We start from the raw sequence: 16,000 nt of genomic DNA on the forward strand, positions 1-16,000 counted from the left end.
GAAACTCTGCAAATGTTCTATGAGAAGAATTTTGTATCAAACTGTGATTTTCTGTAAGCATTGCCGGGCAAGGGATTGAGGCCTGTCTCCATAACGCAAAACCTCACATCCCAACACGCAAGCACAGAACACAAAATATAGGGGGGATACCGCAGACTAAGAGGAAAATGTAGTAAGGCGAGCCTAAAGATCCAGCAAAGGAACGGGTTTGCCAACGATATACCCTTGCACCCAATCCACGCCAATCTCACTCAAGGCTTCGAGCACCTCCACACTCTCCACACACTCGGCGATCGTCGCCATGCCCATGAAACGTCCCAGTTCATTAATGGAGCGCACCATAGCGTAGTTGGTCATGTTTTCATGTATATCGCGGACAAACACGCCGTCAATCTTGAGAAAGTCTACAGGCAAGCTTTGCAAGTAGGCGTAAGAAGAGAAGCCCGTACCGAAGTCGTCCAGGGCGAACCGGCAGCCAGTGCGTTTCAGCTCACGAATAAAGTCAGCGGTATAGTGCAAGCTGGCGACCGCAGCGGTTTCAGTGATCTCGAAACAAACTTTCTGCGCAGGAAAACCGCCTTTGCGGAAATGGCCCTCAAGAAACTCCAAAAAGCCGTCGTCACTGAGAGAGTGTCCAGACAGGTTAATAGTGAAGCCGCCCATATTTTCCAGCTTGGCGGGATTGGCGCGCATCCAGGACAATACGTTATCCACCACCCAGCGGTCGATATAAATGGAGCGCTTATAACGCTCTCCCGCCTCGATAAAGGCGGCGGGAGAAATCGGTTTGCCGTTCTGGTCGTTCAGGCCCAGTAGAATTTCGTAGAAATGCTCATCGCTGGATTTATCCATCGACTGAATGCGCTGCGCACGCAGCCACAGGTCACAATCGTCTATCGCTTGATCTATCCGGGAGACCCAATGCAGCACTTCCTGCTGGAACGCCTGATCGCGATCTTCTTCCAGGAACAGTTTTACCCGGCTGCCGCCAGCACGCTTGGCGGAGCGGCAAGCCAGACTGGCGTGATTCAATAAAGCGCTGGCGTCGGTGCTGCCGCCATTAATCATGACGACACCAACACTGAGCGTCGCAGAGAAGTGGCCTTCCCCAGCTTCAAAGCGATGTTTGGAAAACTGCTTGCATACTCGCTCCGCTGCGTCCAACGCAACGTCCTGGCTCGCAGGAGAAACTAACAGGGCGAACTCATTGCCGCCGATACGCCCTAATTTGAGCTCTATACGCAACTCATCCAGCCAGCTATCGACCAGCAGGCTGAAGTCGCGCAGAAGCCGATCGCCAATAGCGTTGCCATAGTTACTGTTGATTGCGCCAAACTGATCGATATCGAAAACAATCAACGCTGCGGTTTCATCGTGATTTTTCACCCAGGTGGCGAGGTATTGCAGTTGCTTTTCGAATTCGTGCCGGTGCATGCACCCGGTAAGCGGATCGTGGACAGCCTGTATGGCCATCTTGTGGTAGAGGTCCTGGACGATTGAATAAAGGCTTTGGTCGACAAAAGGTACTTCTCCCTCTTGCACACGCGCAAGCTGCCCCCGATCCATCTTTGTCACCAAATCGCTATAGTCCAAGTGCACCTCATGTAAACCCTGGGGGGTTAGAAAGACAAATTTATAAGCATCCTCTCCAACCCACACCAGACGCATGCGTTGAGTAGTATCCGCCTCGCACATTTCCACCCAATCCCCCACCTGCAACTGATGCGCTCTTTCCTGCCAGCGTTCCGCCAGCTCAAAATCGCTCTCAGCGCCGGTTTCATCGGCTTCCTCGTCAGTGGGGTAAGTGGCGACCAAAGTGTAAGTAACCGCCAAATCATCTGCAAATATGGCGCGTAACTTTTTGCAAACGGCGGAGGCCTTCTGGGGATCCGGGCTGCTGGCCAGCTCTTTTTCAATCAAATCCAGCATAGCGGGGCCTTCAAGCTCACGCTCAAACGCCAGATCCTCGCTGTCGTTATCTTTGCCTAGCCAGTCGTGCAACTGCTCAATAACGGCGAAGTAGTCCGCTACGCTATCGCTATCGCCGCCTTCTTTCAGCAGCGCTAACACCATGAAGTTTTCCCATCCCGCCGCCAGCAGCTCCAAAACGACGTCGGCCACCTGGGCGCCCGCCAATAGGGTGCTGATGCGCCGCGAAACCGCTTTGCGCGCCCGCTTCAGCCGATCACGGCCCTCACAGGTTTTGGCGATGCGTTCCGCGTTGCGGACAAAGGCGCGCTGCTGCCGCTCCACCAGTTGCTCCAGACGACTGGAGACCGACTCCAGCAACGCCGCATCCAACCGGCCTGCGGAGAGTTCGTCAATCACCTCGTTGAGCACTTTTTCCAGACTCTTGCTGGAAACCCGATCTGCGGAGGCCAGAGCCATAAAATGGTTGAGCACACTACGGGCGGGATGGCGGCTGTCATCCAGGAACGAGCTGTCTTTCAGTAGTAAAAACAGCAACGGCATACGCAACTGGTTGATCAGCCCCTTCAACTCCGTAGGCATATTGCGCGAGGAAAGAGGCGCGAATATACGATCCACCAGATCAACGCGATCCCAGACCTCCTGCGAGTCGGAAGGCATATGCACACGCCCGCCTTCCGCCATAATTTCCACGACTTCCCGGATGGTTCCGTCCTGCTGCGCCAGAGAACCTAACAGCTCGCGTTGATTTTGCTGCAAATCCTGCAACAGCTGGGTAGCACCGTATTCGTAATCTGCGCCGGGCTCTGACACGCCCCGGGAAGGCGCATATCCCCCACGCTGCATCCTGACCAGACTAAGGATACTGCCGCGGGGCGCGCGCATTTGGGGGTGCAAAGGCGCAGACGCGGCAGGAGTGTCCAGGGAGAAGTCCAAACTTTCCAAATCCGAAGCAGCGCCTTCGATAACTTTTGGCGCCGGTGAACGCGGTTTGGCGCGGCCTTCCGACCAATTAGTGCGCATCTGATCCAAGGGCACGGCTTTAAGGCCGTGGGACTTGAACATGTCAATAAATTCATCGGTGGACTCTCCCAACTCCCGCGTCAGCAAACGCTCAAAGGCGAGATAGAGCACCGGCTTCGCCGGATCAGGCGTCTGCAGGGAGTTGACGGCGTAATGCAGGCACTGACAGAGCACCGCCGGACCAATCGGGTTCCAACGGTCATCGATATCCTTGCCCGATACCTGACTGAGCATCTGGTTCAGCATGAATAGACGGGTGCGCTGACGGTTCGCCACGGCGGTCGCCACCATTTGCACTTCCAGCCAGTCTTCAAACTGCGTCTTATCCACCAGCTCCAGCTCACTGGAGGTCCACTCGCCCATGGGACGGGCGCCGAAGAGCAAATCCAGCTCCTGATGCCAATGCTCAATGAAGTCTTTCTTGAATTTTTTACGTCCCTGGGTAAACAGGACTTTCGCGTCCCGGAACGCATTGATGTCACGCAACACCGCACTGGAGGCGATACGGGTGTTCAACTCGGTTTCGATATTAGCGAAGAACGACTCCAGCAGATTGCCGATAAGACGCTCCGCCGCATTCTCAAACCACTCCTTCAGCTTCTGTCGTTTACTGCGGGTGGTGTAGGAGGGCATGTTGGACGCGCTTTGCCGGATCTTGAGCATCATTTCCACCAGCTGCGGTTGGGATTGCAGAAACTCAATCCCCACTTTGCGCCCCTCCACCCTGCGGGTATCGGCCAGCAACCTGAGATGATGCTCGCTACCGTTGTACTGGCAGAAAATATGCACTTCCACCCGACAGTCGGGCTTTTCCCTCAAATGATGGGTCAGCTTCTCCGAATCGATATCGGACAACAACATACCGCCAGCACAAATGTTGGCCACCCCGCAGGAAGCAGGGGTGAACCCTTTGGCCACGATAAGCGCCTCATGTTGCAGCGAATAACGGGGGTGTTGGCGTTTGTTGTTTTGCATCAAAACAATACGGGCGTCATATGAAGGTTCCCTTAAATCAGTTTAGTCATCGCCCACGATTCAGCAACCGCCAGCCCCTTGGGCCGCCGAATTTACAGAAGTCGTTTATCACCGGACATTCCTGGGCGACGGATTTTCCGATGGAGCGTCAATTTGACGCCGCATGGGAAAATCCGTCGCGGCTTACTGCGGGGAACAACTCATCAAGAAAGGAAACCTCTTTTATATTTATCGAAACTTCGTAATACTTTCACGCACTTACTTTTCCTTACTACAACAGACCCATCGTTCGGCCCATGGCTTACCGAGAAACAGAGAAAGTGCGGGCGCGCAAAGAAACTATCAAATTGCGCCTGTTCAAGGCCGCAGAAGAGCTCATTTCCGAAGCCGGCTTCAAAGGAGCCTCTGTTGCGGCTATCGCCGCTCGCGCCGGCGTCGCCACTGGGACGGTGTATCGCTACTTTCCAGACAAATCCACGCTCTGCGCCGAAGTCTTTCGCCATGTCACCCAACGCGAAGTGGATCAGGTCGCCGCCTCGCTCAACGCGCCAGGCGACATTGATGTCCGATTGCGCCTTGCGATCGCCACCTTCGCACGCCGAGCTTTACGCGGTAGACGTCTCGCCTATGCGCTCATTGCAGAACCCGTGGACCCGGTGTTGGATCAAGAACGTCTGAACTACCGCCAGGCCTACGCAGAACTCTTCAGCCAAACCATAGCGGAAGGCGTCAAATCCGCAGCGCTACGTCCACAGAATCCTGAAGTCAGCGGCGCTGCGCTGGTTGGGGCATTGGCGGAATCCCTGATCGGCCCCCTCGCCGAACAGATCAAATCCTACGTCCCAGGCCTTAGCAGCGACCTGCAACCGCCCATCACGGCGGACCATCCTATCGTCATGGATATTGCAGAATTCTGCATTAATGCTGTCGGGCCTATTCCAAAGCGCTGATAACGAAAACTCTCCGTCATGTTTTAATCAATGCCCCTGGAGGGACGCAATGATCGCCTAAAACAAGCCGGAACGCTACTGGCGCAAGCCTGACAGGTCTGTCAGAATGCCATGGCTCCCAAGTAAGGTCCTGACGCGGATCAACAATTATTTATCGCAATCGATAGCATATTAATATCAACCAATTAGACTAGACCCCACCAAAAACGCTCATGGCTACTCAGAAAAAACCGATTCCGGCTCTTTATATCGGCGTAATTATGTTTGCGCTTGGTCTCTTGATCGCCACGCTTCTGCACTCGGCCCGCTTCTCCCAGAGCGCCCTGTCAGCCCCAGCAACAGGCGACTCGTTGTTCACACTACAAGGCGCGGAATATACGCCGGAGCAACTGCCATATGCCGAGGCCGCCGCGCTGTTCGAGCTTGAACAACAGGTTTTTGAACGTAAGTCACAAATTCTGGAAAACGCTGCGCTTCAGGTGCATTTTCAAAACCTGGCGAAAGCGCGGAATGTCTCCAAAGAGCAGATCCGAGATGAACTGATTGAGATCAAACCCGTCACTGACGAAGAAGTCTCGCAGTTTTTTGAGGCCAACAAGCAACAAATCCAGCGTCCCTTCTACGAAATCAAAGACGCGATTAAGGACGCCTTACAGAAAGAGCGTCTACAACGCGCAGAACACGATCTCATCGCAAGCCTGAAAAAGCAGGGGCAGCTCAGTTTACACCTGACTGAGCCCAACGCTCCCGTCGCGGATCTGCAACTGGAAGGCTACCCCGTCCGCGGCGCCGCCCAGGCGCCTGTCAGTATTGTGGAGTTTGCGGACTTCCGTTGTCCTCATTGCAAACATGCCTCGCATACTTTACGCAAGATACTTGAGAAACAAAGCGACAGCGTGCGCTGGACCATGGTGGACTTCCCTGTGACCGGCAAAACCTCCGTGTATCTGGCCCAGGCCGCCTACTGCGCCGGCAAGCAGGATAAATACTGGGAATTCCATGACGCGCTCTTTGATTACGAAGGAAAACTAAACGAAGCCTCAGTGGCTGGCGTCGCCGAAAAACTCGGTCTTGATGCCGCCAAAATCGAAGAGTGCGCCGCCAGTCCGGAAGCCGCTCAGTTTGTGGAGAAAGAACAAAATCAGGCGATGGCGCTGGGACTTCGCGGCACGCCAGCAATCTTCATTAATGGTCTCCCATTCCATGGCGACAACCTGGAAGCCGCGCTGGAAGAAGCCGTCAACGCCGCCGTTGCGCGCTCCCGCGCGGGCTGAGGCAAAAGCGCTTGAGCAATAGTAAGTCATGAAGTTCAGGGCCTGACACATGCGCAGGCTCTATCATTCTCAGACAAAATAAAAGGGCGCTATTTGTCCACCAGATGAATAACGAGAGTCGCGTCATGCATGGTTTCGTCATTAGGTTAGAGTTTCAGCTACAAGGGTGCTCCTCACTAAAAGAAAAACGTCAGCGCACCAGCGGCGTCCGCGAGAAACTGGGACGACAGCCGCACTTGGCGATTATCGAATCGGGACAGACGGACAGCTTACAAACCGGCGAGTGGACCCTGATCCTTTTGGCGCCCAACCGAGCGACAGCGGACAGACATCTCTCACAGCTTGAGCAAACTCTGGCGCAAAGCCTGGACGCTCGCATCACGCTCTTCGAACAAGAACCATTGTAAGACGCCTGGGGCCCATACCAGAGGGCCCGGCCAGATGCCGGATTGATGCAAAACAGCAGCTAACTGGTGTAATATCGGGCGACTGGCGCTTGTATTTGACAACCACTATACTTGCGCGTCGGCTCGGTCCGCCCCCTGCGGCCTGACCAGAGCCCAGGAATATTGTTGCTGGACACGCGGGGGCGGCTCCGCGCGTCCCGAGAGCGCCATTAAGCGGTAGCGGGGTCCTATGTCGAAGACCAAAAAAATCGCCAAAGCCAGTTTGGAAACGATGTATCGGGTATTCACCATCCCCGAGGCGCCAAATTCCACACTGGGCCGAATCGACCAGAAAATCTCACAGAATCTGGCCGGATTCCTACAGGATCACATTGTGGCGGTGGAAAAAGATCTCAGCGAAATGGAAAAAGACTTCGCAGAGTCCCGCATTCCAGAAGAGCCCGTGTTCGTCTCTGAGCAAACCCAGTTTCTACTGGACAAGCTCGTTTCCCAATCCGTACATACAGCCTCCCCCAGTTTTATCGGCCACATGACGTCAGCGCTGCCTTATTTCATGCTGCCGCTGTCGAAAATCATGATCGCGCTGAACCAGAATCTGGTGAAAACGGAGACCTCAAAAGCGTTTACGCCGTTAGAGCGTCAGGTCATCGGAATGATGCATCGGCTTGTCTACGAAAGAGACGACGCCTATTACCAAGAGTGGATGCATAATAGCAGCGCGGCGCTGGGCAGCATGTGCTCTGGCGGCACGGTGGCCAACATCACCGCGCTCTGGGTTGCGAGGAACCTGTGCTTTCCTGCAGACTCGGTCTTCAAAGGCGTACGCCGCGAAGGCATGTTCAAGGCCCTGAAGCACTATGGTTATGAAGGGGCGGCGGTGCTGGTATCCAAGCGGGGCCACTATTCTCTCAGCAAGTCCGCCGATCTGCTTGGTCTGGGCAGCGACAATATCATCGCCATACCGACCGGCTCCAATAACAAAATCGACTTGCAAGCCTTGCGCGCCACCTGTGAAGAGTTGCGGGACGCCAAAGTGCGCATTATCAGTCTGGTGGGCATCGCCGGCACAACGGAAACCGGCAACATCGACCCACTGGAGGAAATGGCCGCCATCGCCAAAGAGTTCAGCACCTACTTCCATGTTGATGCAGCTTGGGGCGGCCCCACTTTATTCTCCAACAATTACAGACACTTGCTGAAAGGCATTGAGCTGGCTGACTCCGTCACCATGGACGCCCATAAACAGCTTTATGTGCCAATGGGGGCCGGACTGGTCGTGTTCAAGAATCCATCCACCAGCAACGCCATTGAGCATCACGCCCAGTACATTATTCGTCAGGGCTCCCGCGACCTGGGCAGTAAAACACTGGAAGGTTCGCGACCCGGTATGGCCATGCTTATTCAGTCCGGCTTGAAAATCATTGGTCGCACCGGTTACGAAATTCTGATAGATCTCGGCATTGAAAAAGCCAAAGCCTTCGCGTCGATGATCAGCCAGGCCGATGACTTTGAGCTGATCAGCGAGCCTGAACTTAATATTCTCACCTACCGCTATTGTCCCGCATGGGTCAGGCAGGCCCTGGAGTTCGCCGATGAAGAGCGCCAGCAGGCTATTAACGACTGCCTGAGCCGAATCACCAAAGGCATTCAGAAAACCCAACGGGCGCGGGGCAAAGCTTTCGTATCCCGTACGCGGCTCAATCCAGCCGCTTATGATGGGCAAGCCTGCGTCGTCTTCAGGGTGGTGCTGGCGAATCCGCTGACGACAGTGGAAATTCTGCAGGACATTCTTGAGGAGCAGCGCTCTATCGCCGCAGAGGATCTTCTCTCTGAGCGCATGGATGAACTACGTAATCTCTGCGCCACTTCAACGGTCAAAGCAGCGGCGTCCTAAGACGCCGCATTTCTGAAAAACGGTAAAACAGCGCAAAATTCGATCAAGATCATTGCACCCACTGATAATTCAGTGCACATTAAGGGCTTCCCGGCAGTATCACTATGGGAGAAGCTTATGCGTCTGGATTACCGTTCCCCTCTTGCTGACGACGCCAAATTCTGCGCCCTCTCGGGCAATGACCGGCAACGGGTAGAGTTATTTATCAAAGATACTGGCGACGCCACTTACACCCTGATCGCACTGGCGGGGCAGGAAAGCAAACCTGCGGTAAAGGTGAAACTGCAGGGTCCCTATCACAGCTTCATGCAAGCCCGCGCCGCGATGAATGCGATAGCGGGATCACTACTGAACATCAATTTTGATCTCCTGGAGAACGCCATCAGCATCTGGGGCCTGCAAGCACAGGCGCAAGTGCGTAAGCTACGCCAGGAGCGCAAGCAAAATATGGGCGACTATCGGTTCAATCCCGACGACGTCTATTTTTAACCACACACTGATGCTGCGGTTATTGGTCGCGACTGCTCGGCGCAAGCAAATATCGCAGCAGCCGCTTTTGACATGTTTTTACATTACCCACACACAAAAAGAAGATATTCCTGCTAAGATAACCACCATATCGACGCTTATTCCGTCGTAAACATCACCGGCGCTTCGAAGCAAAACTGAACGCCGCCCACCTTATTATCCTGGCGCCGCTTTTGCCGGGATACATCCTGTTACACAGTCGTTGTTATTATTCGCCGCGTAAGTGTCTATACTAGCCGTTCCGGCCAGTTCGTGGACGCCCCCTTGCGGGATCATCCAGGTCTTGTTTGGAGTATCGTGGAAGGCTCTCACGCCCTCTTCGACTTTCCAGCAAAGGACGCCTTCCAGGTTTGGTAAGGCCCACTTAAATCGTATGGAGGCGGCCTCGTCTACCGGCAACACCCTAGATAACCAGAAAAACTACGGAGCGTGAATCACATGGAATGGAACATTGATTCAAAACTCAATATAGCTCGTCATATAAGTGGTTTCGAAATGGCATTTGAACTACGGAACGGGGAAATTGTGGAGCTGAGACCTATCCAGGTACCCAAGCACCTGTCGCCGGTTCAAGTATGCCAACTTATACGCGAGTCTAAATCCGCCATTGAAAGTACTGCAAGGACAGAAGACCGAGGCCATTATTATGGTGGCAGGTCAGCCCCGGCCCACACGCCGAAGGTTGTTGTGAAAAGGAAAAGAACGTTAGTGCTGAACAACGAAACCAACTAGGTCTTCGTGATCAGCGCCCCTTTTACGCCTGCTCTAACACTGGCAGCAGTATCCGCCAGTAGCAGGCGAAGTCAGGGCTAACGCCATATTCCGCTTTCATGGCGGCTTCCCTCCTGCTGATTGACTGTGTTTCTTCCTCTGGTGAGCCAACGCCCCGATTCTATCGGCGTTTAGCCATTTACTCTGTCGTTTCCTCCCCTGACTTAATACAATACCGTTTCGTATTTGAGCGCCGCCCAAGAAGACAAAGCGATCAAAAGATCGTATTTGAGTCCCTTCTTTTGGTCGCGCTTCAATATAAAAGCGTCCGCGCGTATCCTGTCGCGGCGCGGAGTGAAAGGCCTCCCATTGAAGCTTTTCCTCAAGACAGCCTCTACTATAGGAAGACCATTCCATGAAATGCACAAGCTGTAACTCAGGCGCGCTAAAGCCCGGTTTCCTCGAAGACTTACTGGCCTGCCATATCTGCGATAACTGCGGCGGAACCCTGATTTATCTGCAGGATTACCTACGTTGGTTAAACTCAGAGCATTCTTTAAGCGAAGTGGACTTTGATCTTGCGGTTAATGCGGAAGATTCGAAAAAAGCGCTGCTCTGCCCCAAAACCGGCCGCCTGATGCTGAAATATCGTATTTCAAAAAACACTGATCACCGACTCGACCTCAGCCCGGAAATACTCGCCATGTGGTTAGATAAAGGCGAGTGGGATTTGCTGAAGCAGGAAGGACTCGCCACCAAGTTGAATGCGATTTTTACCGATCCCTGGCAGCGAAAAATTCGCGAAAGCAAAGCTCGCGATGTTTTCGAAGCTTTATATGAAGAAGAGTTCGGCAAAGAGGAATACGCCAAACTGCGGGAAGTTCGCGAGTGGCTGGACAAGCAGTCAAAACAGAAGTCGATGATCGCCTATTTGCTGGCGAAAGATCCCTACTCCGCCAACCGGTAACAAAAAAAGCGGGCTTAACGCCCGCTTTTTTCATCAATAGAGTCTGCGTTCCCGCCGACTATGCTTCCGGTTTCTTCAGCTCAAGTCGCAGACTGTCTATTTTTGCGTTCAAGTCCGCCATGCGCTTATGGGTTTCCAGATCCAACTGCAGTTTACCATCCATAGTTTTTACCAGGGGATAAATACTGTTTTGAATGGTGTCAGCCAGTGTCGCGAGAATTTTATCCAGGCCAGGCATGGGCTGGTTGACGACTTCCACTTTGGGCGCCACATCCACTTTCGGCGCAGCGTCTTTCAAGTCGCTCATGGCCTTGACCATTCTGGCCAGCTGCTTGACCACATCAGCGGAGTAGTCCTTTGGGGCCTCCACCGGTAAAGCAGGCTTGTTCCCTTGGCCAACAACCTCAGTAAGACGACTCAATCCATCCGTCATTTCCCGCAGTTGGCGCACCGCCTGCTGTGACGCATCCATGTCCTTCAGGCCCCGGTTTTTAGCGAACTCTTCTTTGATCGCAGACCAACGGGTTTGCTGCTCAGCCGTCAGCGTTCCACGCAATTCCGCCAGCTTCAGCAGGTTCTCTTCCGCCCCCTGGGTTAACAACTGCGACTCTCCTTGATAGTGGTCTTCCAACAGTTGCTGCAGCTCATCCCCAGTCATCACCGAGGTGATTTTTTCCGCCAACTTATTCATGTTGCGATAACTTCCCTGCAACTTAAATGTTGGCTCGGAGCGGTAAGCGTCAGCCTGGGCGCTGCTGCGAATGTATTCCTGATTAACCCGCAACACGACTTTTTGCACGTCCATCAGCTTGCCCAATACATCGACCACTTCTTTGAACTCAGCGCCGCTGTATGTGTGCTTCATATCCGTCGCAGCGACTTCGCGGCCCTTCGCTGCATCAATGAACTTGTAGAAATCCTCCATATCTCGAGTCGCCAGCGGGGCCAAAACTGGATTGGACGTCATCGCGTTCTCGATATAACTCATCGCAAAGGCGTCTTCCATGCCGCCAAGAACATCGCCAAGGTTATAGATATCAGCCCGGTTAGCGAGCATATCCGGCACTTTGAACGTTTCACCGCTCTCCGTGTAGGGGTTACCCGCCATGACGATACAGAACTTCTTGCCACGCAGGTCGTAAGTCCGCGTTTCTCCGTTCCAAACCCCCTCTACTCTTCGCGTGCCGTCACAGAGGGAGATAAATTTCTGCAGAAACTCTGGATGCGTATGCTGTATATCGTCCAGATACAGCATGACGTTGTTAGCCAGTTCAAAGCCAAAGTTCAGCTTGATCAACTCCTGTCTGGCCGTCGAGTGCGGGGCCTTTTCAGGGTCCAGCGAGACCACGTCATGCCCCAGAGAAGGACAGTTCACTTTAACGAAAGTCAGCCCCAAACGGCTGGCGGTATACTCCATCAATGTGGTCTTGCCGTATCCCGGCGGGGAGATCATCATCAACAGGCCCATGTTGTCCGTACGCTTGCTTTCGCCAACCGTCCCCATCTGCTTGGCGAGGTTATCGCCAATGAATTTCAGGTAGTGGTCATTGATCAGCTTGTTGCGCACGAACGAAGTCAACGGCCGAGGTTTAAGCTCATTCAGGCGCAACATCTTGCGGGCCTGCTCCAGCTTCTGCTGGCGCAGTTTGAGAAAACGCTCATAACCGGTGATGTCTTCTTCGACATGACGACTCATCCGCGCCATGAAGTCGTCTAACGCCAGTTGCAGCGTTTGTTCTTTGATCCGTGAGTGCGAGCCCAGCAAACCGGATACGGTGAACCGTAAGTCAACCTCGCGCTTATCCCTGGGGATTTCCTGCTCCGCCGCCAGAATCGCTACTGCCTCGTAATGGAAGTCTTCGAACTCCTGCCCATTGGATTGTAGAAAAGCCTGCAGCCAGCTCCGCGCCAAGCGCCAGCGCGCCCCCAAGTCGCCATCCAGAGACTTCATGCTCTCCTGCAGCATATTCCAGGCATTGGACGTCTGCAGATTCAGTTTCATGCGCTCATAACAGTCCAGGGCGTATTTGCCGGTTTCTAAAGCGAGCGCGTCTTTGCCCAGCTCGGCGGCCAAATAAGCCGCCGCCTGCGCGATATCCACCTCACTGAAATCCAGACGTTGTTGCGCCACAAACTGCTTCAGCTTATCCCCAAGCGCGCCCTGCAACTGCGACATCGCCTGAGGACTGTTCAACACCTCCAGCATGATCTGCGCCGCACGAGCCTGCGCGCGGCGGGCGGCGCTGTCTTCATCATGCTGCCAGGCCGACCAGAATAAACAAGCCAGCGCCCGAATGCGTCCGGTATATTTCAATAGTTGCGCCTGATTGATAACCGGCAGAATCTTCGCCAGGATCAGCGCCGCGTCATGGTCATGAATCCCTTTTTCATACCCTTCTTTGTAGCGAGGACCGGCGAATTCGGTGACAAACGGCTGTATCCCATCTCCCGCCGCCAACGTCTGCATGACCTTTTCCTTGAAGGCGACTCCCTTGGGGTCACTGAGACGCTCCAGAAAACGATGCGCCAGAAACTCTGCGCGATACACATCCGGCGTTTCCGATATCAGCGTCATGTCCCAATAACGACGACAGGCATCCAACTCCGCATCGTCAATCAGCTGGTAGTAGTCGCTGCCGGTCACATGAATAAACAGCTTGTCGTCCCTGGGCAATATAGACAGATCCAGTTCCTGCGTATTGACGCTGAAGCGGTGACGCGGCCCTAGCTTGATGACCTTACCGCCCTCTTCGAAAATGTCCGTTTTGTCCCGCAATCCTCTCACGGCTTGCTCTTTAGCGGACTTCAGTCGGCTTTCCAGGTCATCTGCGGCGATCTGATCACCCAGATCACGCAACTGCTTCACTATTTGCCGAACTTTCTGCGCCAGCGCGTCGGATGCAAAGAAGGTATTCACCTCATCCATTTGCTGGAAGCGCTGACAGCGCTTGCCGATGCTTTCCAGAATGCGCCCGGCGGCGTCCGCCAGGGTGTGCGTCTTGCGCTGACGCTCTTCGATCAGGCGCTGCTTATGCTTGTCGAACGCGTCGTACACTTCGTCCCGCTTGGCGAGAATGTCTCCCAGAAATTCGTCAAACTCGCCGAATTGTCCTTCCAATTCCTGTAATTGGTTCAGCAGGCGGGACAGCAGCTCGTCGCACTTATCCGGGGTGTCCGCCAAGCCGAGAGCATTGCTAAGGCTTTGTTCAAACAAGCGGAACTGCGCTGCGAATTGCGCAGTCGCCTCTTTCGAGCCCAACGACTTGGCTTTGTTCTGTACCTTTGCCTTCTGTTGGTTGATCTTGGCGTACAGCTCGGAAATACCGTCGATGATGTGCGTACGCTGTACGGCGTCTTCCACTTCCAGCGTCGCCACCAACTCCGACAGCAAATCCAGGCCGGCGCTGATTGCGCCAAACTCTTCCAGCAGCGGTTTCAACTCTGCACGCGTTTCCAGTTTTTCCGCTTTCTCCGTCAGCTCTTGCAAGCGCTCGTAATAACCATCAAGCGCTTTTGGGGTGGCCAGGAACTTGACGGTCTCCTGCGCCAGTTCCTGCTCGGTCTCCACCAACTCAGCTTCCATAGCGTCGATCGCAGAGAGGTCGATATACCGGTAGTCACGCAATGTCATCAACCTGCCGCGCAGCTTGCGGGCCGCGTCCAGCGCATTGACGAAATCTCCCGGCTGACTCCAGGATTCCGGCGACAAACTTTGGATCAGCTTTTTCTTGTCCGCCGCCGCCTGCTCCAGCGCGGAACGCGAACTATCCTGAATTGACGCGACTTTTTCATATTCATCCAGCACTAGCTCGCCGCTGGCGACCAGCTCTTTCAGGAGTCCGTGCACCTCAGCCAGCTCCGTGGAGTCCAGCCAATAGTACTGATCGAACAAGCGCATCGTGGTTTTGATTAACGAGTTATAGTGCTCGAAAGAGGCGACATTCTGCTCCACCAGCCGACAAATGCTGAGCAGATCAGAAATACCGCGCACTAACTCCTTATTGCCGATACGCCCCAGAAACGTCTGGCTGGTAGTTTCCTGCGCCGCAAACGTTTCACTGAAATAAGGCGTCTTCCATACCTGCATGGGATGAATACGCGTCGGCTCGTCGTCCGCCGTGAACACCACCATACGACCGTCGTTAAGCAGCGCGTAACCATGGCCGACGATGGGATTCTGCAGGGATTTAGTGATCAGGTTATAGCTGTATAAGCCGCAGATGCCCTGAGGTATTTCATAAAAGACAAACAACACGTCCTCACCATTGGGAGAACGAATCATGCGTTTAAAGCGAAAACCGTCTATCTCTTCGTCAAAGTGTTTGAGTTCTCCGGTTTCCAGATAATAGCCGCCAGGAAACATAAGGCCATGATCTTCCGGCAACTGAACGCAGGACTGACCGATGGCGTCAATACGCGTTACTTTGCTAAGGCGCTTGTTGAATACATAGTGACGCCAGTTCTCTTCCCGATATGGCAGCACCTTTATCAGGATCAGCTCGCCCACTTCCGCGAAAAAAAACTGGCCGTCGTCCAGAGACTGATTTTCATCGTCAACAGGGTCGGAAAAAATGCCTTCGCCAGTACGGGTGTTATTTTCGATCTTGAACGTCAGGTCGCCGCGAATGTTATCGACGAACAGGGTGTCGAGAATATTGATGTGCGGATGCTGCCCTTCAACCACTTGCTCCCGCTTGATTTCAGACCACTCAAAGTCATGTCGGGGAGGCAGCTGGATATAGCGTTCGCCACGATTGTCGATGTAGCTCTCCACCTCGCCGACGGCGTTAACCGCCCACTGGAAAACACGCAGATCTTCCAACCGCTCGCCAATTTGAAACGCCGCCAGCAGTCGTCCCTGGCGCACCACCAACTGCAGCAACTTGGCGTTTTTATAGTACGTATACAGTTCATTAAAATCAGAGAGGAACTTGGCGTCCGCCAGGAAAGTGCCGTCTGAAGTATGCTCGCTGAGCTCCAGCCCCTGCTCAGTTTCGGTCAGTTGATACAACGCAAAGACATCAGAGACTTTGGTTTCTTTCTTCAGACCGATAAAAACGTTGTATCCGAATAGCAGAAAGTCCCCGACCCTCACGATGTCGCGGGCGACACAATTATTCTCGGTTCGCACCCGGATACGACTGAGGATATCCATATCGGAGCTGCCGAACTCCTGCAGACGCTCCTTGTTTAGGGCCTCCACCAGTTCGCGCAGGCGAAGCCCCTGTTCCTGAAGGCGTTTGCGCAATACTTCATAGGCGCCTCCTTCAGCAACGGCGTTTTCAACCAGATCATTGGTTTGCGATGTCATAAAGACTCCATCCAAACTGCGGTTCTATCAG

Annotated in this window: 8 protein-coding genes; 6 read left to right on the plus strand and 2 right to left on the minus strand. The window is 53.8% G+C overall.

Features of this window, described 5'->3' with window-relative positions:
• Positions 1-183 precede the first annotated feature (183 nt).
• A complete protein-coding gene (locus tag O5O45_RS21265) occupies positions 184-3,927 on the minus strand; it encodes a DUF1631 family protein (RefSeq protein ID WP_305901342.1) in 3,744 nt (1,247 codons plus the stop codon).
• Between the two features lie 296 nt (positions 3,928-4,223).
• Between O5O45_RS21265 and O5O45_RS21270 the strand changes: the two genes are divergently transcribed.
• The 6 genes from O5O45_RS21270 (at position 4,224) to O5O45_RS21295 (ending at position 10,658) form a co-directional block, all read left to right on the plus strand.
• Positions 4,224-4,877 carry a TetR/AcrR family transcriptional regulator gene (locus tag O5O45_RS21270; protein ID WP_305901343.1) on the plus strand — a complete coding sequence of 218 codons (654 nt, stop codon included), beginning with the start codon at positions 4,224-4,226 and terminating at the stop codon, positions 4,875-4,877.
• Positions 4,878-5,137: 260 nt separating this feature from the next.
• A complete protein-coding gene (locus O5O45_RS21275) occupies positions 5,138-6,151 on the plus strand; it encodes a DsbA family protein (RefSeq protein ID WP_305901344.1) in 1,014 nt (337 codons plus the stop codon).
• 104 nt (positions 6,152-6,255) lie between these two features.
• Positions 6,256-6,558 (plus strand): DUF503 domain-containing protein, encoded by a 303-nt coding sequence (locus tag O5O45_RS21280; protein ID WP_305901345.1) that lies wholly within the window; start codon positions 6,256-6,258, stop codon positions 6,556-6,558.
• A gap of 229 nt (positions 6,559-6,787) precedes the next feature.
• Positions 6,788-8,452 (plus strand): pyridoxal-dependent aspartate 1-decarboxylase PanP, encoded by a 1,665-nt coding sequence (gene panP / locus O5O45_RS21285; protein WP_305901346.1) that lies wholly within the window; start codon positions 6,788-6,790, stop codon positions 8,450-8,452.
• Between the two features lie 117 nt (positions 8,453-8,569).
• A complete protein-coding gene (locus O5O45_RS21290) occupies positions 8,570-8,941 on the plus strand; it encodes a PA4575 family protein (protein ID WP_305901347.1) in 372 nt (123 codons plus the stop codon).
• Positions 8,942-10,106: 1,165 nt separating this feature from the next.
• A complete protein-coding gene (locus tag O5O45_RS21295; protein WP_305901348.1) occupies positions 10,107-10,658 on the plus strand; it encodes a TFIIB-type zinc ribbon-containing protein in 552 nt (183 codons plus the stop codon).
• A 58-nt stretch (positions 10,659-10,716) separates the two neighbouring features.
• Here O5O45_RS21295 and O5O45_RS21300 read toward each other — a convergent pair whose 3' ends face one another.
• Entirely contained in the window at positions 10,717-15,969 is a 5,253-nt protein-coding gene (locus tag O5O45_RS21300; RefSeq protein WP_305901349.1) for a DNA repair ATPase, read from the minus strand.
• Positions 15,970-16,000 lie beyond the last annotated feature (31 nt).

It is taken from the genome of Hahella sp. HNIBRBA332 (genome assembly GCF_030719035.1).
Lineage (GTDB): Bacteria > Pseudomonadota > Gammaproteobacteria > Pseudomonadales > Oleiphilaceae > Hahella.